The 22190-nt window shown below is 66.8% G+C and carries 18 protein-coding genes and 2 pseudogenes; 3 read left to right on the forward strand and 17 right to left on the reverse strand.

Going from position 1 to position 22190, the window contains the following annotated elements:
• Positions 1-378 precede the first annotated feature (378 nt).
• The 7 genes from A5789_RS11605 to A5789_RS11630 form a co-directional block, all read right to left on the reverse strand.
• Positions 379-768, reverse strand: coding sequence for an SHOCT domain-containing protein (locus A5789_RS11605; RefSeq protein ID WP_308248131.1), 390 nt, complete (start codon positions 766-768; stop codon positions 379-381).
• 135 nt (positions 769-903) lie between these two features.
• The gene (locus A5789_RS36475) at positions 904-1131 is read right to left on the reverse strand and encodes a hypothetical protein (RefSeq protein WP_146100984.1); all 228 of its coding nucleotides are present in this window, start codon (positions 1129-1131) and stop codon (positions 904-906) included.
• A gap of 185 nt (positions 1132-1316) precedes the next feature.
• Entirely contained in the window at positions 1317-2510 is a 1194-nt protein-coding gene (locus A5789_RS11610; protein WP_064902781.1) for an MFS transporter, read from the reverse strand.
• On the reverse strand, positions 2507-3115 hold the full coding sequence (locus A5789_RS11615; protein WP_064902780.1) for a phosphatase PAP2 family protein: 609 nt from the start codon (positions 3113-3115) through the stop codon (positions 2507-2509). The genes A5789_RS11610 and A5789_RS11615 overlap by 4 nt, the downstream gene beginning before the upstream one ends.
• Before the next feature lie 27 nt (positions 3116-3142).
• Entirely contained in the window at positions 3143-3694 is a 552-nt protein-coding gene (locus A5789_RS11620; protein WP_064902779.1) for a Chromate resistance protein ChrB, read from the reverse strand.
• Positions 3695-3797: 103 nt separating this feature from the next.
• Complete coding sequence (locus A5789_RS11625; protein WP_064927237.1) at positions 3798-5435, reverse strand: ABC transporter permease subunit; 1638 nt, start codon at positions 5433-5435, stop codon at positions 3798-3800.
• Positions 5398-6333 carry an ABC transporter ATP-binding protein gene (locus A5789_RS11630; protein WP_064902784.1) on the reverse strand — a complete coding sequence of 312 codons (936 nt, stop codon included), beginning with the start codon at positions 6331-6333 and terminating at the stop codon, positions 5398-5400. Before A5789_RS11630 ends, A5789_RS11625 begins: the two co-directional genes overlap by 38 nt.
• A gap of 268 nt (positions 6334-6601) precedes the next feature.
• Between A5789_RS11630 and A5789_RS11635 the strand changes: the two genes are divergently transcribed.
• Entirely contained in the window at positions 6602-7126 is a 525-nt protein-coding gene (locus tag A5789_RS11635; RefSeq protein ID WP_104364874.1) for a DUF488 family protein, read from the forward strand.
• On the opposite strand, the gene A5789_RS11640 is transcribed toward A5789_RS11635, so the two are convergent.
• From A5789_RS11640 to A5789_RS38505, 9 genes and pseudogenes are all read right to left on the reverse strand, one after another.
• The gene (locus A5789_RS11640; protein ID WP_063013485.1) at positions 7105-7437 is read right to left on the reverse strand and encodes an MGMT family protein; all 333 of its coding nucleotides are present in this window, start codon (positions 7435-7437) and stop codon (positions 7105-7107) included. The genes A5789_RS11635 and A5789_RS11640 overlap by 22 nt on opposite strands.
• A gap of 89 nt (positions 7438-7526) precedes the next feature.
• Complete coding sequence (locus tag A5789_RS11645) at positions 7527-10334, reverse strand: aconitate hydratase (RefSeq protein WP_064902777.1); 2808 nt, start codon at positions 10332-10334, stop codon at positions 7527-7529.
• Between the two features lie 181 nt (positions 10335-10515).
• Positions 10516-11268, reverse strand: a complete 753-nt coding sequence (gene narI, locus A5789_RS11650) for a respiratory nitrate reductase subunit gamma (RefSeq protein WP_227462712.1) — start codon at positions 11266-11268, stop codon at positions 10516-10518.
• Positions 11265-11981: a nitrate reductase molybdenum cofactor assembly chaperone gene (gene narJ / locus A5789_RS11655; protein WP_064902776.1), complete on the reverse strand. Its 717-nt coding sequence runs from the start codon at positions 11979-11981 to the stop codon at positions 11265-11267. The genes narI and narJ overlap by 4 nt, the downstream gene beginning before the upstream one ends.
• A complete protein-coding gene (gene narH, locus A5789_RS11660) occupies positions 11981-13609 on the reverse strand; it encodes a nitrate reductase subunit beta (protein WP_064902775.1) in 1629 nt (542 codons plus the stop codon). The genes narJ and narH overlap by 1 nt, the downstream gene beginning before the upstream one ends.
• Before the next feature lie 37 nt (positions 13610-13646).
• Positions 13647-17211, reverse strand: a pseudogene (locus A5789_RS11665) (nitrate reductase subunit alpha).
• 180 nt (positions 17212-17391) lie between these two features.
• Positions 17392-18198, reverse strand: a complete 807-nt coding sequence (locus A5789_RS11670) for a succinate dehydrogenase iron-sulfur subunit (RefSeq protein WP_082940641.1) — start codon at positions 18196-18198, stop codon at positions 17392-17394.
• 216 nt (positions 18199-18414) lie between these two features.
• Positions 18415-20574, reverse strand: a complete 2160-nt coding sequence (locus A5789_RS11675; protein WP_227462711.1) for a transketolase — start codon at positions 20572-20574, stop codon at positions 18415-18417.
• Complete coding sequence (locus A5789_RS38505; protein ID WP_155525556.1) at positions 20574-20810, reverse strand: hypothetical protein; 237 nt, start codon at positions 20808-20810, stop codon at positions 20574-20576. The genes A5789_RS11675 and A5789_RS38505 overlap by 1 nt, the downstream gene beginning before the upstream one ends.
• Positions 20811-21038: 228 nt before the next feature.
• Here A5789_RS38505 and A5789_RS11685 point away from each other — a divergent pair, with 228 nt between their 5' ends.
• The gene (locus tag A5789_RS11685; protein ID WP_064902772.1) at positions 21039-21365 is read left to right on the forward strand and encodes a cupin domain-containing protein; all 327 of its coding nucleotides are present in this window, start codon (positions 21039-21041) and stop codon (positions 21363-21365) included.
• Between the two features lie 111 nt (positions 21366-21476).
• On the opposite strand, the gene A5789_RS11690 is transcribed toward A5789_RS11685, so the two are convergent.
• The gene (locus A5789_RS11690; RefSeq protein WP_064902771.1) at positions 21477-21881 is read right to left on the reverse strand and encodes a VOC family protein; all 405 of its coding nucleotides are present in this window, start codon (positions 21879-21881) and stop codon (positions 21477-21479) included.
• A gap of 151 nt (positions 21882-22032) precedes the next feature.
• Here A5789_RS11690 and A5789_RS35485 point away from each other — a divergent pair.
• Positions 22033-22190: pseudogene (locus A5789_RS35485) on the forward strand (IS256 family transposase); the annotation flags it as partial.

The raw sequence follows: 22190 nt of genomic DNA on the forward strand, positions 1-22190 counted from the left end.
CGCATTCGAAGGCCGGATCAACCCGACCGGAAACTAACCCCTACCGGGGTCAGATCCACCGGTAATCCGACACTCCCTCCGCGCCCGAGTCCGTTCCCTTTCGCCCGGCCACGTCGCCTCGGTGCCGGATTCGTGGTCGATTCCGCCTCCATTGATGCCCGGTACCGTGGCACGGAAGTGCGGACAGACGGAGCGGCGTTCGATCAGTGCAGCATCGCAGCCAAGCCGCATGACCGGCAGCGGGGCTGCTCGCGTCGATGCGCGTCCGAATCAACCGGTGTGGTCGGGGAGTCGGAGTCGTTTGAGGTCCGAGGCGTTCAGGGCGACGATGATGCTGGAGCCTGACATGGACGTGGCGGCGATTTGCCGCGGCCTCGGTTACGCGGCTGTGCCGGTGCCGAGTGTTTTCGTGCGCCGGATGTATTCCTCCTCGTCGATCTCCCCGCGCGCGTAGCGTTCGGCGAGGATCTGTTGGGGGCTGGGCCCGCGCTGTTCCGGAATTGTGTTCGGAATGGTTGAGCTGCTGTTGCCGCTGTAGCGGATCAGGGCCACGATGCCGGCCCCGATGAGTGCCCAGAAGATCACCATGCCGATGATCATGAGTGCATAGCCCCACCCGCTCAGACCGTTGCCGTACCACATCATCATCGTCGTCTCCTTCGCCTTGTTCGCAGGTTGGTTGCGCACCGTGCCGAGGGCAGTGCACGGCGGTGCGCGGAGGGTCACATCTGCATCGGCATCGGGCAAATGCCCTGTTGGTGCAGCCACATCATGATCGAATGCATGACCTGCATCATCGGCGATTGCATGTCCATCGTGGTTGCTCTCCTTGCCTCACCTGCCCGTGCCGGACAGGCACTACTACTTGCGCTACCCGGCACGAGCGGGGCAACGGCAGGGTGCTCAATTCCGGCCGGGGCGGCCCACGTCGACCATCATCACGGCCGTCATCAGCGTGCAGCCCAGCGCGACGAGCAGTAATCCCGACGGCATCACCCCGGTAACGACCAGGACCAGGGCGATCGCGATGATCAGCCCACAACAGGCGATCATCACCGCGCCATGCCCGCGATGCCCGAACCCCTGCGCGCGCTGCGGTCCCCAGCCTGTCGATGGCTCTTGCGCGTGCATCGCGAACTCCCTGCATCAGATGCTCGAGCCGGTCGCTCGAGTTCACCCTCAGCTTGCTTCGGGCGCGTCTGGCCGGACAGAGCCGTCCAGACCTTCGTCCCGGGGCCGAAAGACCCACCGGGCGGCCCGATACCGCCGTCGGTGGCCCCGGGGGGTGCACCGGGGCAAGCACGGCTCGGAAGTGGTCAGGAAGATGAAAGGGTGGTTTTTCGTGCGGTGAGGACTACTGCTGCGGCGAGGCAGGCGAGGAGGGCGGCGAGAGCGAGCAGGCCGGCCCCGAGGGTGGCGGCGGTGGCGACGATGCCGACGAGAAGCGGACCGCCCGCATCGCCGAGTTCGCGGCCGATCTCGGCGGCTCCCATGGTCTGACCGAGTCGGTCGGGCGGGCTCGTCGCCGCCAGGTGCGCGAATCCGAGGGGAGTGATCACTCCGGCACCCGCACCGAGGATCACCGCGGCGCACACCGCGCCCGCTACCCCGGGCAGGAGCGCGGCGGCGGAGGTTCCGAGGGCGGCCAGGAGAAGTCCGGCGGCCATGCCGGATCGGTCCCGCAGCAGTCCCCGGTCGCGGGCACGTCCTACGCGGGGTTGAATCAGCGCGGCGGTGGCGGCGAGTATCGACACCACGGCGCCGGTGGCCAGCGGGCCCAGGCCGTGGCGGGCGCCGACCGCGGGTAAGAATCCGACGCCGACCGCGAGAGCGGCGGTGGCTCCGGCCAGAGCGGCGGTCGGGCGCAGGAACGAGCCGCTGCTGAGACGGCGTGCCAAATCCACAACCGTCCGGCGGGTTTTCGGCATGACCTCGACGGCGGGCACGGTGACCGCCGCCCATACCGCCACTACCGCGGCGAGCGCCGCGAGTGCGGTGAAGAGCAGGTCATAGCCCCCGACGGTGACGAGGACGCCGCCCAGCAGCGGGCCGAGGGTGTAGCCCAGTCCTTTCCACGCGCCGTAGCTTCCGAAGGCACGTCCGTGTGCGGCGGCCGGGGTCAGGCGGGCGACCATAGCCCCGGCGGCCGGGGAGAACGCGGCAGCGGCCGCGCCTTGACCGAATCGTGCGAGACCGATCAGGCCCGGATTGCCGACCAGCGCGAATGCGGCGGACGCGAGCGTGAACGCTGCCAACCCGCCGAGCAGCACGGGTCGTGCGCCGACGCGGTCGGCCAGCGTCCCGAATACGGGTTTGAGAAGTACCTCCGCCCCGTCGTACACAGCCAGTAGCAATCCGAGGGTGAGCAGACTCGCATGCTCTTGCCTCGTATATCCGGCGAGCCCGGCAGCGATGCTGTGCGCGCCGAACGCGGTCACGAATCCGGCCGCGTACAACGGCCACAGCCGGGCTCGTTTCGCGTCGGGTCGATCGTCGGGGAAAGCGGTCATCGCGACTCGTGTTGCGTGCCAGCGGGTTCGGTGCCGGTGAGCAGAACGTGCAGTGGAGTACGAGCGGCAAGAGCGACAAGCCGCGCCAGTAATGGTCGTGCGAGGTAGAACCCGAGAAGACCGATCACGGCTCCGAGGGCGAGGCCGGCGAGTACGTCTTGCGGGTAATGCGCGGCGATGTACACCCGAGCGAAGGCCATGACCACCGCGGCCACGGCGGCGAGTACCGCGAGGCGTCGGTGCACCAGCCACAATCCGGCGGTGACCGCGCCGACCATGACCGCGTGATCGCTGGGGAACCCGGCATCGGTACTGCAGTGCAGAATCACGATGTCGTGCAACGCATGACACGGCCGGGTCTCGTCAACGGCGGCGGCGATCGGCTGATTGACCGCGAGCGCGGCCAGTACGCCCAGCGGCGCCCACACCGCAGCCACCATCCGGGCGGGATCGGCGTTGCGGCGGGCGGTCCACCATCCGGCTGTCAGCAGCAGTGCGAACAGCACCACCCCGTAGTCGGCGTAGCCGGACACGATCGGATGCAGCCACGGCGTATCGCGCGCAAAGTCGTTGACATCGTAGAAGATTCGCGTATCGAGGCTCATCGGCGCTCCTCGGTTCCCGGGCTGGTCTCACATCTGGTGCAGGGCTCGAAAGACCCGCTCGGTATAGTCGGCCAGCCGATCGGAGCAATGCTCGAGTTGTTGCTCGGCTACGACGGCCGCAGGAGCGCCGAACACATCGCGCGCCTTGATGTCGCGATGCCAGCGCCGGAGCCGTTCGAGACTCTGTTCCTCCTCCTCGAGCTCGGCCATCGTGAATTTGGCCTTGGCGATCTCCTTGTCGATCTCGGCATCGAACCGGGTGCACTCGGCAAGGAACTCGGCCCACTCCTCTGTGCGTTCTCCCGTGAACATCGCCTCCAGTCGGGTGGTGTCGGTGTCGGCGTGACCGGTGGCATCGAGCACCAGCACCTCACGCTCCCCGCGTTGCGCCAACGCGATCACCCGTGTGATTCCCTCGGCGAACACCGGAACATCGGGCACCACCCATACGCCCTGCCCGACCTGCAGTGCGCCCACGCGGCGCAGTTCACGCCACACAGCCACCCGATGCCGCGACGGCTCCGCCGGTACGCGTACCAGCAGAACCAGCCATCGGGCGACCGACTCGTTCTTTTTCACGAAGAGAAATGTAACAGGCGTTACTTAGCCTCCTGTAGCAGACGGCGGCACGCCGACCGGCGGACGACCGGAGCTACGTGGCCGGCGAGGCCGGCGAAGGTTGTCAGACTGTGGCTGCGGGACGGGACGAGCCGGCCACAGCCAGCAGATATCCGGCGACGGCGAGCGAAGCGAGGAACGCCAGCCCGCCCAGCGGTGGATTCTGCAGGTAGGGGTGGCCGATGGCGCCGAACACGGACAGCTTTGTGAGCCATGTCGGCCAAGCGAACATGGGAACCAGCATCATGAGCAGGTAGGACAGTCCCAATCCGGCAGCCAGGACGGTCACCGCGAAGCGAGGCCACCAGGCGACGAGCCAGGCGCCGACGCCTGCCAGCCCCAGCGCGAACAGCGCCACGGCCGACATTGCTCGCAGGATGGCCGAGGCGTCGATGTCGCCGCCGACGACGAGCATCGCGATCAGCATGCCGGCCGTCGCGCCGACGATGACCACGGCCACACCCGCGAGCAGGGCGGCGATGCGCTGGCGGATCAAGGCGGCGCGCGAGAGGGGCGTCGACAACAGCACTGCGGTGCGGCCCTCGTCGAGGTCGCTCACCCAGGCGGCGACCTGTGTGACCACGAATGCGGCGGCGATCGGTGCGGTGAATTCCGCGACGTATCCGAGGTACTGGTCGGCGGGGCTGAATCCCGGATCCACTTGCAGCATGCGGCGGGTCACGTCGAATTTGTCCCACATCTCGGTCACTTCGGGCTCGAGCCAGGCCATCACACGGACACCGGCCGCGGCGGCCACCGCCCACAGTGCCAATCCCGCGCGTTCGCGTACCAGAATCGCCGACCAGAGGCGGTCCAGCAGTCGTCGCTGCACCCGCGCAGGTCGCCGAGTCGCACCTGCTCGCCATTCCGTCAAGGCGGACCCGATGTCGCGCCGGGTGAACACCCACGCCGCAACTCCGGTCACCGAAGCCGCCCCGGCCACGATCGCCACCAGTGACGCCGGGTCGAATCCGATGCCGGGGACCAGAGCGCGGAAGTCTGTGAAGTAGTAGAAGGGTGAGACGAACCGCAGCAGCGCCGGCGATCCGAACCGTTCCCACACGTTCGTGTACAAATACAGCGCCACCACGATCAGTGCCGCCACCGCGCTCGCGGTTCGAGGGGTGGGAGCGAGCTGACCTGTCAGTGCGCCGATCGCGTATCCGGCGAAAGCGCATGCGGCGCAGCCGAGTCCGGTCGAGAGCGAACCGGGGACGTTCGAGTCGCCGCCGACGGCCATCGCCGCGGCCAGTCCCAGCCCGAGTCCCAGCCCGATCACCGCCAGCACCGCCGCGAACCCGAGCGCGCGATCGCGGACCAGCCGCAACCGGGACTGTCCGGTGGACAGCAGCACCTCGACCGCGTGTCCGGCCTCCGCTCCGCGGACTGCACCAGCGCCCTGTAAGGCGCTGTAGAGGGTGAGGAACAGGACGAGCAAGGTGACATTGTGGTAGGTCAGGTAACCGCCCAGGGTGTCGAGGCGGTCCGCGGGCCACCGCAGCAGCCGCATCGCCTGTACCCCGGGTTGCATGCTGTCGGCCATGCCCCGCGCCCCGCCCGCGAAACGGGCTGTCTCACTGCGGAATCCGCTCGCGATGGCCGTCATCGCCAGCGCGCTGCCCAGGATCCATGCCACGATCCCGCGCCGGTGCGCGCGCACGGTGTCAGCGACCAGCCACAGGCTCGGCGGTGTCGAACTCACGGAGGAACACCTCCTCGAGTGACTGCTCGTGGCTGTCGAGCTCGATGACGCCCGTAGCGGACAGCATCTGCAACAGCGGCCCGATCGATCCCTGCACCGAGCAGGTCAACCGGTGATCCACGAGCCGCGGTTGGGCGACCCCGGGTACGGCGGCCACCGCGTCGACGTCCAGTTCTCCGGTGATCACGGCCTCTACGCGGTGGATTCGCTTGGCGCGCAACTCGTTCAACGAACCTATTCGCCGTACCCGCCCGTCGCGGACGAGTGCGATGCGGTCACACACCGATTCGACTTCGGACAACACGTGCGAGGACAGCAGCACGGTGGCGCCGGCGGCGGTTGCGCTACGGAGCATGTCGTGGAACACGCGCTGCATCAACGGATCCAGTCCGAGGGTGGGTTCGTCGAGGATGAGCAGGTCCGGTCTGTGCATGAATGCCTGGACCAGCCCGAGTTTCTGCTTGTTGCCGTGCGAGAGGTCCTGGTAGCGGCGGCCGAGGTCCAAATGCAGATTGCCGGCCAGTGTGTGGAGGTATGTCTCGTCCACTCCGCCCCGTAGGCCCGCCAGCATTCCCAGCACGTACCCTGCGGTGACCCTCGGCCATTGCACCAGCTCACCCGGCAGATAGCCGACCCGGCGCTTGATGGCGACACTGTCGGTATGTGAGTCGAGCCCGAACAAGCGAGCGTGTCCGCGATCGGGACGGGCCAGATCCATCAACAGCCGGATCGTCGTGGTCTTTCCGGCACCGTTCGGGCCGACGAAACCGAACGTCTCACCGCGTCCCACCGTGAAGTCCAGATCGAAGACACCGCGGCCGCCACCGAAATCCTTGGTCAACCCCGAACAAGCGACCACCGGCACGGCCGCGACACCGGTGTCGGTATCGAAGGCCATGACGTCATCGTCAGACATACGTTCAGCAGCTGCTAGGGCACTACGACCCCGCCGCGCGAGTACGAGGCCACCACGGGCCGGCACTCCGGTGCCGGGGCTGGGAGCTGTCTGTTCGAGCCTGTGTAGGAGAGCGCCACGCCCACGCGGTACCTTTCGGAGATTCTCGACGATTCCGCGCAAGTGCCGGCACACCCCCGCCGAGCTCGCGACTGCACCGTCCGATGAAACCTGTTGCCGAGACGGCACTATGACCAACCTCCGGAGGGCCATGTCGACCGTTTACACCATCGGCCATTCCACCCGTGCCATCACGGAGTTCATCGGGATACTGCAGCATGTCGGCATCGGTGTGGTGGCAGACATCCGGACCGTGCCCAAGTCTCGGCACAATCCTCAGTTCCACATCGACCGGCTCGCGGGATCGCTGGCCGCCGCTGGTATCGACTACCGGCCGATGCCGGGGCTGGGCGGACTACGCAAACCGGCGGAATGTTCGATCAACACCGGATGGCGCAACACGTCCTTCCGCGGATACGCCGACTATATGCAGACGCCCTCATTCGAGGAGGCGATCGAGGAACTTGTCGCGCTGGCGGCGGAACGTGTCGTTGCCATCATGTGCGCCGAGGCTGTCTTTTGGCGCTGTCATCGCCGCCTCGTTGCCGACGCACTTCTCGTGCGGGGCATCGAGGTACAGCACATCATGGGTGCGGCGCAGCTGACACCGGCGGTGATGACAAGCTTCGCGGTGGTCAGTGGAACACGAGTCAGCTATCCGTCGATGCCCGGGTGATCGGGCGGGCCGTTCCACCGCGCGCGCGTCATGTCCACCCGGCTCCCGCGCATCGGGGTGCCTTCGGCGCGCAGGAGGTCGGCGGCGCTGCCGGCGTGGCAGGACGCGGGCGTGCCGTCGGCGCGCACGACCCGATGCCAGTGGGTCTCGTCGGCCCAGGCGGTCATGACCCGGCCGATTTGCCGGGGACCGGCGCCGACCAGGTCGCCGATCGCGCCATAGGACATCACCCGGCCGGGCGGAATCTGGTCGATCACGTCGAGGACGCGGCGTGCGAACGCCGATATCGCCCCACTCCTTTCCCGACTCATTCGACTCGGATCGGCGGTCGCGTGGTGGCGGCGGTTCGGTGCGCCGACGAGGCGCATGGCGTCATGTGGTCACACCTCGCTGTTGCGGCTCAGTCGGTGAGCAACTGGCGTAGGACGTAGTGCAGGATGCCACTGTGGCGGTAGTAAGCGGCCTCTGCGGGAGTATCGATGCGTACGGTGGCGGTGAATTCCCTTGCGTTTCCGGCGTTGTCGACCGCGCGGACGATCGCCTGACGCGGGAACGCATGTGCGGTGGCGGACTGCGTGAGCCCGGTGATCGAGTATGTTTCCTCGCCGGTCAATCCGAGTGTCTGCACCGATTGGCCGTCGGCGAATTGCAGCGGCAGCACGCCCATGCCGATCAAATTGGACCGATGGATCCGCTCGAACGACTCGGCCAGCACTGCCCGCACGCCCAAAAGGAGTGTGCCTTTGGCGGCCCAGTCTCGTGACGAGCCGGAGCCGTATTCGGTTCCGGCGAGGATCAGCAGCGGCACCCGTTCGGCGGCGTATGCGGTCGCGGCATCGAAGATGCTCATCTGTTCTCCGCCGGGCAGGTGGCGGGTGACGCCACCCTCGGTGCCGGGGGCGAGTCTGTTGCGCAACCGGATATTGGCGAAGGTGCCCCGGATCATCACTTCATGGTTGCCGCGGCGTGAGCCGTAGGAGTTGAAGTCGGCCGGTGCGACGCCGTGCTGCTGTAGATAGGTTCCGGCGGGGCCGTCGCGTTTGATCGCTCCTGCTGGGGAGATGTGATCGGTGGTCACCGAGTCACCGAGCAGCGCCAATACCCGGGCACCGGTGATGTCTTCGATCCGTTGGGGGTCTCGGGTCATGTGCTCGAAGTAGGGCGGGCGGCGGACGTAGGTTGATTCGTCGTCCCAGTTGAAAACCTGGCCGGCCGCGACGTCGAGATTCCGCCAGCGTTCGTCGCCGGTGTAGACGTCGGCGTAGCCACGGGTGAACATCTGCGATCGCAGGTTGGTGGCGACGACGTCGTCGATCTCCGCTGTGCTGGGCCAAATGTCGCGCAGGTATACCGGCGTTCCGTCGGGAGCGGTGGCCAGCGGGTCGCGTAGCAGGTTGACACGCATCGTGCCGGCCAGCGCATACGCGATGACAAGCGGTGGCGAGGCGAGGAAGTTCATCTGTGTTTCCGGGTGGATGCGGCCTTCGAAGTTGCGGTTGCCCGACAACACCGAGCACACGGTGAGATCGCCGGCGGTGATGGCGGCACTGACTTCCGGGATCAGCGGCCCGGAGTTGCCGATGCAGGTGGTGCACCCGTAGCCGACCAGCGAGAATCCGAGCTTGTCCAGGTAGGAGGTGAGCCCGGCACGCTCGTAGTAGTCGGTGACCACCCGCGAACCCGGTGCCAGGGAGGTCTTGACCCACGGTTTCGCGCTCAGGCCCTTCTCCACCGCCTTCTTCGCCAGCAGTGCTGCCCCGATCATCACCGACGGGTTGGAGGTATTGGTGCACGAGGTGATCGCCGCGATCACGACATCCCCGTGATCGACCGTGGCGGTCGTCCCGTCGGGGAAACTCACTTCCTGTGGCGCGGAGCGCCATGGGTGTGCGTGCCCGCAATCGCAGGGCGCGTTCGGTCCGTCGACGGCTCGGTCGTGGTCGATGGCGATCGGGTCGCTGGCCGGGAACGACTCGCCCGAGGCCTCGTCCAGCCCGGCCTTCGCGGGCACGGGCGGTTGGCTGTCGAGCAGGGACGCGACGGCGTGCGGGGCCCGCGCCAGCGGAATGCGGTCCTGGGGACGCTTGGGCCCGGCGATGGACGGCTCCACCGTCGCCAGGTCCAGCTCGATGCGCTGGCTGTAGTCGGGTTCGTGGTCCGGGTCGTGCCAGAGCCCCTGCTCCTTGGCGTATGCCTCGACGAGTCGTATCTGCTGCTCCGGGCGACCGGTGAGCCGCAGGTAGTCCAGGGCGACCGCGTCGATCGGGAAAATTGCGCAGGTGGAACCGTATTCGGGGCTCATGTTGCCGATGGTGGCGCGGTTCGCCAGAGGCACATTCGCCACGCCGGGACCGTAGAACTCGACGAACTTGCCGACCACACCGGTGTGACGCAACAACTCCGCGACGGTGAGTACCAGGTCGGTAGCCGTGGTGCCCTCCGGCAGCGCGCCGGTCAGCTTGATCCCGAGAACCTGCGGGATCAGCATGCTCATCGGCTGACCGAGCATCGCGGCCTCGGCTTCGATGCCGCCGACACCCCAGCCGAGTACGCCGAGTCCGTTGACCATGGGGGTATGCGAGTCGGTGCCGACGAGGGTGTCGGGGTATGCCAGCGGTGGTCCGCCGTCCGGATCGTCGCGGGTGAACACCACCCGCGCCAGATATTCGAGGTTGACCTGGTGGCAGATGCCGGTGTCGGGAGGCACGACGGCGAAGTTCTCGAAGGCCTGCTGCGCCCAGCGCAGCAGCTGGTAGCGCTCGACGTTGCGGGTGAATTCCAGTTCCGCGTTGATCGCGAAGGCGTCGGGCCGGGCGAAGACGTCGGCGATCACCGAATGGTCGATCACCAGCTCGGTCGGGATCAGCGGGTTGATCCGGCCCGGATCGCCACCCAGCGCGGTCATCGCATCGCGCATCGCGACGAGGTCCACCACGCACGGCACCCCGGTGAAGTCCTGCATCAACACTCGGGCCGGGGAGAACGCGATTTCGGTGGCACCGACCTTGTCCGGATTCCACGCGGCCAGGGCGCGGACCTGGTCGGCGGTGACGCGGTGGCCATCCTCGCAGCGAATCAGATTTTCCAGCAGCACCTTGAGCCCGTAGGGCAGCCGGTGCGCGGTCGGAACGCTGTCGAGCCGGTAGATGGTGAACTCTCGGTCCTCGATCTTCCACGCGGCGCGAGCTCCGAAACTGTTGTCGCTCATGGCCGCCGCCCCACCGCTGCTGCGTCGGGGTGTTCGGTGCTGCGGTTCGGGTACGGCGATTCCGGCATGTGACGCGCCTCCTGATAGGGGCTGCCGGCCATCGCCATCGCTGCGCCGGCAGCGTCGGGCCTACTGCTTCACTGTATGCCCCACGGTGCCGGATGAAACCAACAGTCTCGGCTCAGTATCGGCTGCCGATACTGCGCCAACGTCGTCCCGAAGTGCCGGGCTCGTGTGGCACGGTCGCGATGCGGTCGCGGTAGACGATGTAGGGCCGCCACAGGTACCAGACGGGCAGACTCCACGCGTGCACGAGCCGGCTGAAGGGCCAGACGATCCAGATGGCCCAGGCTGCGGTGGCGTGTATCCGGTAGATCAGCGGTGCGCCGACCATCGAGCTCACCTCGGGGTTGCCGCCGAACAGTCCGCGAAACCACAACGCGACGGTGGTGCGGTAGTCGTATCCCTCGCCGATGAGGTTGACGAAGATCGTCGGCGCCACGCCGGTGATCACGACGATCAGCAGCAGGATCAGTGCGACATAGTCGACCGGGGTCGTGGTCGCGCGCACCCGCGGTACCAGCAACCGCGGCCCGGCGAGCACGATGATCCCCCCGATGACCAAGACCGCGGCGATCGTGCCCGCGGTGGCGGAGAACCACCGGTAGGCCTGTTCCGGGATGCCGAGCCGGCGGGTGAACGATTCGGGGACGAGAATGCCGATGACGTGACCGGCGATGGCGGCGAAGGTGCCGTAGTGGAAGATCGGCGCACCCCATTTGAGCAGGCGCTGTTCCTGCAGTTGTGTCGAGCGGCTGGTCCAGCCGAACTTGTCGTAGCGCCAGCGCCAGATATGTCCGACGACGAAGATGCCGATAGCCATGTAGGGCAGCCCGACCCACCAGATGTAGTCGAATGCGCTGGGATCGTTCACCGGCGGCCCTCCCGGGAGCTGGCCACCGATTCGACGATGGGCAGCGCGGCACCGGCTCCGAGACCGAAATCGCCACTGCCATTGAGGTATTCGGGTGGTGCGAACGGTGCACCGAGGCCGTCGGGCATCGTGGCGGCCAAGCCGACGTCCTCGCGCGGGGGGCCGGCCTCCCACGCACGATCGACCAGTGCACGTTCGCGGCGACTCAGCGCGGGCAGCCGCGCGGCCACCGCCTCGATGACCGCGATGTAGGGGGTGTCGGTGCTCGCCAGTGCGCGGTGCAGCAATTCCAGATCGGCGCGGTGGCGGCGCAGCAGCGCCTCGCCACGTGGGTGAAGATCGGCGAATTCCAGGACCAGCGGCAGGTAGTCGGGAAGCTCGGCGGTTGTCGGTTCGAATCCCGCTGTGCGGTAGGCGGTTGTGAATTCCAGGAGCGACATCCCGCGCATTCGGGTGTCGCCGTGGCGGTAGTAGGTCAGATACAGCGCGCAGCGGCGGCGCAGATCGAAGGTGGCGACGTAGTGTTCGGCTACGGCGGTGGGTGAGGTCGAGCGCAGCCAGGTCAGGAAACGGCCGAATGCGTCGCGTGAGGTGCGCGGGGCCGAGGCGGCCGCGGCGTCGAGTTCATCCACCCCGGCCCGCAACGACGCCGTCGGATACGCCAACAGGACCGAAGCCAGCTTGTAGACACCGACTCGGTCTCCTCGCGGCATCACGCGGTACCTCCGTCGGGAAACAGTCGCGGGGCGGGGCCGGTGCCGTTCCAGCCGAGCAGGTTGAAGTGGACTCTGCCGTCGTCGGCGCGGAAAGTCCTTGTGTCACCGACGTGCTCGGGCGGGTGGAATCCGGCGATATCCTGCGGCCCGGCGCCGCCCATGCCCGGGCCGCCGTCGGTGTCGAGGCTGCAGAACAGCTGCTCATGCTGGGACTGCAGCCGTCCGGCGTCCTCGGCGTGGGCTTCCGGGATCACGTAGCGGTCATCGTATTTGGCGATCGCGAGCAGCCGGTACAGGTCCTCGAGGTCGGCCTCCTGCGCGTCGACACTGCTCGCCAGGTTGTCCTCCGGCGGCAGGCCCAGCTGTGCTGCCCGCATCAGTGCCCGGATCGCGGTGAGTTTGCGCAGCGCCGCCCGCACCGGGCCGGCTTTGCCGGCGGTGAACAGGTTGGCCAGGTAGTCGATCGGGATGCGTAGCGCGTCGATGGTGGCGAACACCCGGTCCGGGTTGTGCGCGTCGTATCCCGCGGCGTGGACGACGTCGGCGACCGGGGACAGCGGTGGGATGTACCAAACCATCGGCAGGGTGCGGTATTCCGGATGCAGCGGCAGCGCTACCCGATGCCGCACCGCCAGCGCGTAGACCGGCGAGCGGCGCGCGGCCGCCATCCAGTCGGCCGGGATGCCGGCGTCCTCGCAGGCAGCGATGACCTCGGGATCGTGCGGGTCCAGGAAGACGTCCAACTGGGCTTCGTAGAGGTCTTCGGGGTCGGTGGTCGTGGCGGCCGCCAGAACCTTATCGGCGTCGTAGAGGATCAGCCCGAGGTAACGTAGCCGTCCCACACAGGTTTCCGAGCAGATGGTGGGCTGCCCGGCCTCGATGCGCGGGAAGCACAGTGTGCACTTCTCGGCCTTGCCGGTGCGGTGGTTGAAATACACCTTCTTGTAGGGGCAGCCCGATACGCAGAACCGCCAGCCTCGGCAGCGGTCCTGATCGACGAGCACGATCCCGTCCTCGCTGCGTTTGTACATGGCCCCCGACGGGCACGAGGCCACGCACGAGGGGTTCAGGCAGTGTTCACAGATGCGCGGCAGGTAGAACATGAACACCTGCTCGAACTCCATCTTCACCCGCTCGCCGAGACCGGCCAGGTTCGGGTCGGCGGAAGCGTTCTCCGGTGCTCCGGCCAAATCGTCTTCCCAGTTCGATCCCCACCGCAGATCCATGTCGCGGCCCGTGAGCGAGGAGATCGAATGCGCGCTCGGGTTCGGTTTGCCGAGCGGTCCGTTGAACGCGGTCCGGTAGTCGTATGTCCACGGGTCGCCGTAGTCGTCGATGCTGGGCAGATCCGGGTTGTAGAACATCGACAGCAGTTTGCGGACTCGTCCACCGGCCGCCAGTCGTAGCCGGCCGCGACGGTCCAGGCTCCAGCCGCCACGCCACTGCTGCTGGTCCTCATACCGTTTGGGGTAGCCCATACCCGGCTTGGTTTCGACGTTGTTGAAGTACACGTACTCGGTGCCGGGCCGGTTGGTCCAGACTTGTTTGCAGGTTACCGAGCAGGTGTGGCAGCCGATGCATTTGTCGAGGTTCATCACCATCGCCACCTGAGCCATCGGTCGCATCGGGGCTACCGCCTTTCCAGAAGTCGACACCTTCGCATCAGTACTGCACCTGCTGGCTGCGGCGCCGGATCACCGCCACCTCATCGCGCTGATTGCCGGTCGGGCCGTAATAGTTGAACGCGTACGACAATTGGGCATATCCGCCGATCAAATGGGTCGGCTTGATCACCAGCCTGGTCAACGAGTTGTCCGAACCGCCCTGCCAGCCCGAGATCTCCGAGTGCGGTGTCATCACCTGCCGATCTTTGGCGTGGTACATGAACACCGTGCCCTGCGGCATCCGATGCGTGACGACCGCCCGGCATGTGACGACACCGTTGCGGTTGAACGCTTCGATCCAATCATTGTCGGCCACACCGATTTTCGCGGCGTCGACCGGGCTCATCCAGATTACCGGGCCGCCGCGGAACAACCGCAGCATGTGCAGATTGTCCTGATACTCGGAGTGAATCGACCATTTCGAGTGCGGGGTCAGGTAGCGCACGGTGACCTCGGGGCGGCCATTCTCGGCCCGGCCCTGCTCGCCGAAATGCCGGGCGTAGTCCAGCGGTGGACGATAGGTCGGTAGTCCGTCGCCGTATTCGGCGATCCACTCGTGGTCGAGGAAGAAGTGCATGCGTCCGGTCAGCGTGTGAAAAGGCTTGCGGCGCTCGATATTTACGACGAACGGTGAATACCGCCGCCCGCCGGCCTCGGACCCGGACCATTCCGGGGAGGCGATCACCGCGCGGGGCTGGGTCTGGGTGTCAGCGAAGCTGATGTGGTCGCCCTCGCGTTCCTCGGCGAGGTCGGCCAGCCGCAGCCCGGTGCGGGCCTCGAGAGCCCGCCACGCCTGAACCGCCACGGCGCCGTTGGTCGTACCCGACAAGGCAAGGATCGCCTCGGCCATGTGCACGTCCCGAGCCAGCGACGGCCGCCCGGCACCGACACCGGTACGCACGACACCGTTGGCGTGACGCAGGTACTCCACCGCACCCTCGGGCACCCAGGTGATGCCCTTCACGGTGGTGCCGAGGGTGTCCACCAGCGGACCGAGCGCGCGCATCTTCCCGGCCACGGCGGCGTAGTCGCGCTCGATGGTGATCAGCTTCGGAAAGTTCTTGCCGGGCACCGGCGACGAGCGAGCGGCACGCCAGTCGTCGACGTGGCCGCCGGGCTGAGCGGTCTCATCCGGAGTGTCGTGGGTGAGCGGCGCCGCCAGGACATCGGTGCGTGTGCCGAGATGGGTCGCGGCCAGGCGTGAGAACTCTTCGGCGATGAGGGTGAACGCCTCGAAATCGGTGCGCGTTTGCCAGGGCGGGGCGATCGCCGGGTTGAACGAGTGCACGAACGGGTGCATGTCGGTAGTGGAAATGTCGTACTTCTCGTACCAGGTCGCCGCGGGCAGCACGACATCGGAGAACGTGCATGTACTCGTCATCCGAAAATCGATCGTGGTGAGCAGATCGAGCTTTCCGCGCGGCGCCTCCTCGCGCCACGCCACGTCGACCGGGCGGGCGTCCTCGGCGACCTCGGTGGCGCGGACCGCGTCGTCGGAACCGACCAGGTGCCGTTGGAAATATTCCATCCCCTTGCCCGACGAGCCGAGCAGGTTGGCCCGCCACACCGTGAGCACCCGCGGAAAATTGCGTGGGTCGTCGGGATCCTCGCCGGCGAACCGCAACCGCTCCGCCTTTACCTCACGAATGACGTAGTCGCGCACCGGCATACCGGCCCGCGCTGCTTCGTCAGCCAGATCGAGTGGGTTGCGATCGAAGGTCGGAAACGAAGGCGTCCACCCGAGCCTGGACGCCTGTGCGATGCAGTCCGCGAAGGTGCGCCCCGCGAATATGCCGCGGCCGAGCGGGCTGGCGAGTTCACCCGCATCGAAGCCCTCGTAACGCCACTGGTCGCTGTGCAGGTAGAAGAACGACGTTCCCGTCATATGCCTGGTCGGGCGCTGCCAGTCCAGCGCGAACGCGACCTGCTGCCACCCGGTCAGCGGCCGTACCTTCTCCTGCCCCACATAGTGGGCCCACCCGCCGCCGTTGACGCCCTGGCAGCCACACAACATCGTCAGAGTGAAGAAGCTGCGGTAGGTCTGATCCGAGTGATACCAGTGGTTCGTGCCCGCACCCATCGCGATCATCGACCGGCCTTGCGACAGCTCGGCGTTGCGCGCGAATTCCCGAGCCACTCGGATCGCGGCTGCCGCGGGAACTGAGGTGATGTGCTCCTGCCACGCCGGAGTGTATGGCTCAGCGGCGTCGTCGTATCCGGTCGGCCACCGACCGGGCAGTCCGGGACGCCGTACCGCATATTGCGCCATCAGCAGATCGAACACGGTCGTCACCACCCGGCCGGCGATACGAGTCACCGGAACCCCGCGGGTGACGACATCTCCGCCCTCGGTGGCACCGATATCGAAGCGCGGCAACAGGATCGGCACCGACTCACCGTGCGTGTCGTAGAGGGTCAGGCACGGATCGAAATCGCCGAGATCGAGGTTCCACCGGCCTTTTCCGGCCTCCGTGTAGCGAAATCCCAGACTGCCGTTGGGGATACGGGGCCGGCGGGTAGCCGCGTCGAGCACCACCGTTCGATGTGCGGCGCCCTCGGCTTCCGCAACGTCACCACCCAGGTCGGCCGCAGTGAGGAAACCGTCGGCGACGTAGCCGCCGTCGCGTTCGCGCAGCGTCACGAGAAACGGTAGGTCGGTGTAGGTCTTGACGTAGTCGGTGAAATAGGGAACTTGTCTGTCGCGGAAGAACTCCGACAAGATGACATGCCCCATCGCCATACCGAGAGCACCGTCCGTTCCGGGCGCGGCGGCCAGCCAGTCGTCGGCGAATTTGGTGTGATCGGAGTAGTCGGGACTGACTACGACGACCTTCTGACCGCGGTATCGCGCCTCGGTCATGAAATGCGCGTCGGGTGTTCTGGTGATGGGCAGGTTGGTGCCCCAGATGATCAGATACGACGAGTTCCACCAGTCACCGGACTCCGGCACATCGGTCTGGTCGCCGAACACCTGCGGTGAGGCCGGCGGCAGGTCGGCGTACCAGTCGTAGAACGAGAGAATCGTCGCGCCGATCATCGACAGAAACCGAGTACCCGCGGAGTAGGAGACCTGCGACATCGCCGGAATCGGGGAAAAGCCCACGATCCGGTCCGGCCCGTACTCCTTGGTGGTGTGGACATGCGCGGCGGCGATCAGCTCGCTCACCTCCGACCAGCTCGACCGCACGAAACCACCTTTGCCGCGCATCGACTTGTAGCGCGCGGATTTCGCTGGGTTCCCGGTGATTTCGGCCCACGCGCGCACCGGGTCGCCGAGCCGTGCGCGAGCCTCGCGCCATATCTCCAACAGTGGCGCTCGCACGTACGGATAACGCACCCGCGCCGGCGAATAGGTGTACCAGGAAAAGGATGGTGCAGTTTACGCCGTGGGTGGAGCGCACGACCTTGTCGTGGCGCCACCGCTCCCGGTAGAAGTCCTCGGCGGCCCGTCCTCCGGCGCGCCGGACCTCGCGATAGTCCGGTGAGGGCGTCCCGGCAGTGAAGAATTGTGCCTTGCGCAGCAACGACTCCACCGGCTCGCCCGCGGGCAGCAGGGGCGCCATGCGGGCGCGATCACCGTTCTCGGGCGTTGTCATCCGACCACCACCTCGGATCCACAGCGTGATCATTCCTGTGCGACGGTCTCGACCCTACAGCGGCCGCACCCGTTTTTCCGGCCGAACCTCCGAGATCACGAACGACGCACGGCGACAGCGGATTTGCCCGGTCGTTCGTAGTAGTTGTCAGCGGTTGAACATGAGTGCGCGCTTGACCTCGGTAATCGCCTTGGTCACCTGAATGCCGCGCGGACAGGCCTGCGTGCAGTTGAACGTGGTATGGCATCGCCCCACGCCGTCGATCTCGTTGAGAATCTCGAGCCGTTCGGAGGCACCATTGTCGCGGCTGTCGAAGATGAACCGATGCGCGTTGACGAACGCGGCAGGTCCGTAATAGGTCTTCTCGGCCCAGTAGACCGGGCAGCTACTGGTGCAGCAGGCACACAGAATGCATTTGGTGGTGTCGTCGAAACGCGCCCGATCGGCCGGCGACTGCAACCGTTCGCGTTCGGGTTCGGGGCCGTAGGTGATCAGATAGGGCTTGATCTCGCGGTAGAGGTCGAAGAACGGTTCCATGTCGACGACCAGGTCTTTTTCCACGGGCAGGCTGCGCAGCGGTGCGATCGTGATCGTGGCCGGGGAGCCGTCGCGGTGCAGCAGATCTTTGAGCAGGATCTTGCAGGCCAGCCGGTTGATGCCGTTGATCTGCACGGCGTCGGAGCCGCAGATGCCGTGTGCGCAGGAACGGCGGAAGGTCAGGGTTCCGTCGAGGTAGCTCTTGATGTAGATGAGCAAGTTCAATATTCGGTCGGTCGGCAGTGCCGGCACCTGGAAACTCTCCCAGTACGAGCCGCGGTTGTCGTCGGGATTGAACCGGGCGATCTTGACGATCACCGGCACCGAGCCGTCGGGCACCGGCGCCGGCCTGGTGTGCGGTCGAGGTCCAGCGGAGACGGATGTGGTCGTGCCGGACTGTTCGGTGGCTTCTGTCATAGAACGTGTCACGCTCCTGTCGGCATTCGCGAAACGCAGATGAGACTGTTCAATGCGGTGTTCACAGCGTGTGCGACCCATGCGGAGGGCGGTGTACCCATCGTTGCCGGGGCGGCCGGCGCAGGCAAGGCCCGCGTTACGTCAGTGCGTGCACGGTGCCGTGATCGACGATCCCTGCCACAATTGTTCGCGGCCGTGTTCGTCGCACGGTGCTGGTCATGGCTGTGCGGTGACCAGTCGGCGCGCGGCGGCGATGATGTGGCGCGCCGAGATGCCGGCGGCGTTCAATTGTTCGGCAGGGGTGCCGGAGCCGGGCAACTCGGTGACGGCCAGGTGCGCGCAGCGCGCCGGGATCTCGAGACGGGCCAACGCTGCCAGGACTGCGGCGCCGAGACCGCCTTGCGGGTAATGGTCTTCGACGACGACGAGCCGCCCACCGGTGTCATGTGCGGCTCGAGCGAGAGTGTCCGCGTCGAGGGGTTTGACGCTGTACAGGTCGATCACGCGGGCGCTGACGCCCTCACCGGTGAGGGCGTCGGCTGCATCCAGGCATTCGTGCACGGTGACGCCGGCACCGAGCAGCGCCACCACGTCGGCGTCACTGGCGCGCAGGATCTTGGCTCCGCCGACGGGGAAGCGTTCGTCGGTGTCGTACAGCACCGGGTAGGCGCCGCGGGTGGTGCGCAGGTAACACACGCCGGAGATGTCGGCCATGGTGGCGACCAGACTGGTGGTGGCGACGGCGTCGGCCGGGTAGAGCACGGTCGAACCGTGCACCGCCTGCAGGGCGGCGAGGTCTTCCAGCCCCATCTGAGACGGGCCGTCGGGGCCGATCTCGGTGCCGGCGTGCGAGCCGCACAGGTTGATGTGGACACCGGAGACACCGGCCATGCGGATGAAGTCGTAGGCGCGAGACCACAACGCGGCGAACGTGGACGCGTAGGGCACATAGCCGCGGGCGGCCACACCCACGGCGGCGGCGAGCAACTGTTGCTCGGCGATGAACATCTCGAAGAACTTCTCCGGATGCGCGTGCGCGAAGCGGTCCGCGCCGGTGGAGTTGCCGACCTCGGCGTCCAAGGCGACGATGTCGTCTCGCACACCGAGCGCGGCCAGGGCCTCACCATAGGCCACTCGGGTCGCGACCCGGGTTCCCCGCTCGTAGCGGGGCATCGGGATCGACGCCGCCACGGGCGTGGGGATCGGGTCTACGGGGGCCGGTGGCGGTGGGCTGACGCGTAGATCGCGCGGCCCGCCCAACGCGGCCACGGCGGCCTCGGCCGGCTCGGGCGGAAGTGGCCTGCCGTGCCAGCCGTTGCGGTCTTCGATCTCGGGAACACCCTTGCCTTTGACGGTCCTGGCGAGCACCACCGTCGGGGCGTCCGCGCCCCGGGCGGTGTGGAATGCCTGCTCGATCTGGGACAGGTCGTGGCCGTCGACGACGATCGCGCGGCACCCGAACGCTTCGACCCGACGCTGGTAGGTGTCGAGGTGCCATTGCAGTTCGGTGGGGCCGCGCTGGCCGAGCCGGTTGACATCCACGATCGCGGTCAGATTGCTCAACCGGTAGAGCCCGGCTTTGTCCAGGGCTTCCCAGATCGATCCCTCGGTCATCTCGCTGTCGCCGCACAGCACCCACACGTGGTAGGGCAGCCGGTCCAGTCGCGCGCCGGCCAGCGCGATGCCCACACCGTAGGCCAGACCCTGCCCCAGCGAGCCGGTTGCCACGTCCACCCACGGCAGCACCGGGGTCGGATGGCCCTGCAATCGCGACCCGAAACGGCGGAACCCCTCCACCAGTTCGGAATCGCTGACCACGCCCGCGGCTTTGAACATGGCATACAGCAGCGGTGAGGCGTGGCCCTTGGAGAAGATCAGGTGATCGTTGCCGGGATGCTCGGGCCGGGCCCAGTCATAACGGAGGTGGCGGGCCAGCAGCACGGCCATCAGATCCGCCGCCGACAGGCTGGAGGTGGGATGTCCGGAACCAGCGGCGGTGCTCGAGCGGATCGAGTCGACGCGCAGTTGCCGACTCAACTCGCCCAGCCACCGGAGTCGCTCAGCATCGAGCCCGGCGGCCGTCGTGGTGGTGTGATGTGGTGTCATTCTGCGGCGCAGCTCGACCGGGTAGTCGCCGTATGCCGCGGCGACTTCGTCGAGGTAGACCAGGGCCGGGAAGTCGATCACGGGCTGATGATCGGCCAGAAACCGGGCGGTGTGTTCGACGATGCGCTGCTCGTCGCCGGGTTCGAAGCCCAATTCGGCCAGGACGCCGGGGTCGACGACGAATTCGGATTCCACGCGGTCGCCGCCCTCGTCGATGCGGACGCGGTATTCGTGATCTATCACTGGTTCGACACTCAGGTGGGCGGACATCAGTTCGACTTCCTCTCGGTGCGGCTCGACGAAGGGCCGTCGGATAGGTGAGTGGTACGGCCGGGGCGGTAGTAGCCGGGATCGTGCACGTCGATACTGTCGCGGCTGGTCTTGCCCTGCAGGTAGTCCTTGTACAGCGGCGGCCGGTCGTACGGACGGTGGGCTTCGTTGCCGACCAGGGGCACCGCACCCTCGAAACCCTTGTCGCGCAAGGCTTGCGCGGTTTGTACCGGCAAGACCGGCACCGACTTTCACTACCTTGTCCGGAACCATCGCGGTCACCGTCTCGATCCGGTGAGACGCTCGACAGGTCGGCGCGGTAGCGATGCATCGAGAACATGAGGATGACGTCGATGTCGATGCCCCGGTCGCAGAGCCGGTTACCGGGACCTGCCGGTCCGGGATCGGGTGGTGCGGGAAGATGACGAATCGAAGTGATGTCGGATGGGAGGCAAGGAGCGGTGATGGAGAAATTCTCGGTGGACGCGATGGCGCGTGAACTGTTGCAGCGAGCCGGTGCGGCCGCGGCGGGGCGCGCCGCGGACACCCTGTACGGCGGGCACGAGCATCGGCTGCGGCAGACCGTGGTCGCGTTGGTGGCCGGCGCCGAGCTGGCCGAGCACGACAATCCGGGCGAGGCGACGCTGCTGGTTCTGCGCGGGCGAGTCCGGCTGCGCAGCGCGGACACCTCATGGGAAGGACGCCATGGTGACCTGCTGGTGGTGCCGCGGGCCCGCCACAGCCTCGAGGCGATCGAGGACAGTGCAGTGCTGCTGACGGTCGCGAAATAGTCTGGCCGGCCGGGCCGTTCATCACGATCGGCACCGGGCCGAGTCGGGTCCCCGCGGTCGTCACCGGCTGGTGCACGCACCGATACGACGCCGGCGCCGGATTCGCTGGTCTCACCGGAACCGGTCATCGATCACCTCGCGGGGAAGCTGCTGGGGGGTCGGGTGGGTGATCAGCATGCGGATGCCATCCGGGTCGACACCGTCGACGAAGGTGATTCCGTTGCGGGTGTGGGTGTAGGTGCTCTTGTAGTGCTCACGCAGGCGACCCTCGATCCGATGTAATTCGGCCCCGCTGTCGGCCGACCAGACGATCTGCTCGACACCGATACCACCGACCGGTAGCGCGCCGTGATGCCGGCTCACACAGAGGTACAGCTGGAAACCGGAGGGCGTCAGGAGCAGCGCGGCGTCTGGTTCCCGCAGTGCTTGCGAGCATTCGAACACCTCGCGGTAGAAGCGTATCGAACGATCCAGGTCCGATACCCGCATGACATACGACGTCACGTTTGTGGCCATATGAACCCACCTTCACTCTGGTTGAGTCCAGCAGGATGGTGTATGGCCGGACGCCAGCAAAGTGCGGGCGTGTCGTAGCCGGATAGGGGGTGGTCACCGCGTGATCCTTCAAAAGACCGGCAAGTCACTTGAAGGAAAGAAAGTTCACGCGATGACCTCTGTCCAGCCTATCGACCCGTCCAAGATGCTGTCGGACCAACTCGCCGTCGCGAGCCCGGACCTGCTGCGCGAGATGATGTCCACCTTCATCAAAGCCCTGATGAGCAACGAAGCCGACTCGATGTGCGGTGCCGGCTACGGCGAACGATC

Source organism: Nocardia sp. 852002-51101_SCH5132738, from assembly GCF_001665695.1.
GTDB lineage: Bacteria > Actinomycetota > Actinomycetes > Mycobacteriales > Mycobacteriaceae > Nocardia > Nocardia nova.

What these genes read in the sequence shown, in the direction of transcription:
- A5789_RS36475 (WP_146100984.1), bottom strand. Translation starts at nt 1,131, where the DNA reads ATGCACGCGCAAGAGCCATCGACAGGCTGGGGACCGCAGCGCGCGCAG.
- A5789_RS11610 (WP_064902781.1), bottom strand. Translation starts at nt 2,510, where the DNA reads ATGACCGCTTTCCCCGACGATCGACCCGACGCGAAACGAGCCCGGCTG.
- A5789_RS11615 (WP_064902780.1), bottom strand. Translation starts at nt 3,115, where the DNA reads ATGAGCCTCGATACGCGAATCTTCTACGATGTCAACGACTTTGCGCGC.
- A5789_RS11630 (WP_064902784.1), bottom strand. Translation starts at nt 6,333, where the DNA reads ATGGCCTTCGATACCGACACCGGTGTCGCGGCCGTGCCGGTGGTCGCT.
- A5789_RS11635 (WP_104364874.1), top strand. Translation starts at nt 6,602, where the DNA reads ATGTCGACCGTTTACACCATCGGCCATTCCACCCGTGCCATCACGGAG.
- A5789_RS11640 (WP_063013485.1), bottom strand. Translation starts at nt 7,437, where the DNA reads ATGAGTCGGGAAAGGAGTGGGGCGATATCGGCGTTCGCACGCCGCGTC.
- A5789_RS11645 (WP_064902777.1), bottom strand. Translation starts at nt 10,334, where the DNA reads ATGAGCGACAACAGTTTCGGAGCTCGCGCCGCGTGGAAGATCGAGGAC.
- narJ (WP_064902776.1), bottom strand. Translation starts at nt 11,981, where the DNA reads ATGCCGCGAGGAGACCGAGTCGGTGTCTACAAGCTGGCTTCGGTCCTG.
- narH (WP_064902775.1), bottom strand. Translation starts at nt 13,609, where the DNA reads ATGCGACCGATGGCTCAGGTGGCGATGGTGATGAACCTCGACAAATGC.
- A5789_RS11670 (WP_082940641.1), bottom strand. Translation starts at nt 18,198, where the DNA reads ATGACAGAAGCCACCGAACAGTCCGGCACGACCACATCCGTCTCCGCT.
- A5789_RS11675 (WP_227462711.1), bottom strand. Translation starts at nt 20,574, where the DNA reads ATGTCCGCCCACCTGAGTGTCGAACCAGTGATAGATCACGAATACCGC.
- A5789_RS11685 (WP_064902772.1), top strand. Translation starts at nt 21,039, where the DNA reads ATGGAGAAATTCTCGGTGGACGCGATGGCGCGTGAACTGTTGCAGCGA.
- A5789_RS11690 (WP_064902771.1), bottom strand. Translation starts at nt 21,881, where the DNA reads ATGGCCACAAACGTGACGTCGTATGTCATGCGGGTATCGGACCTGGAT.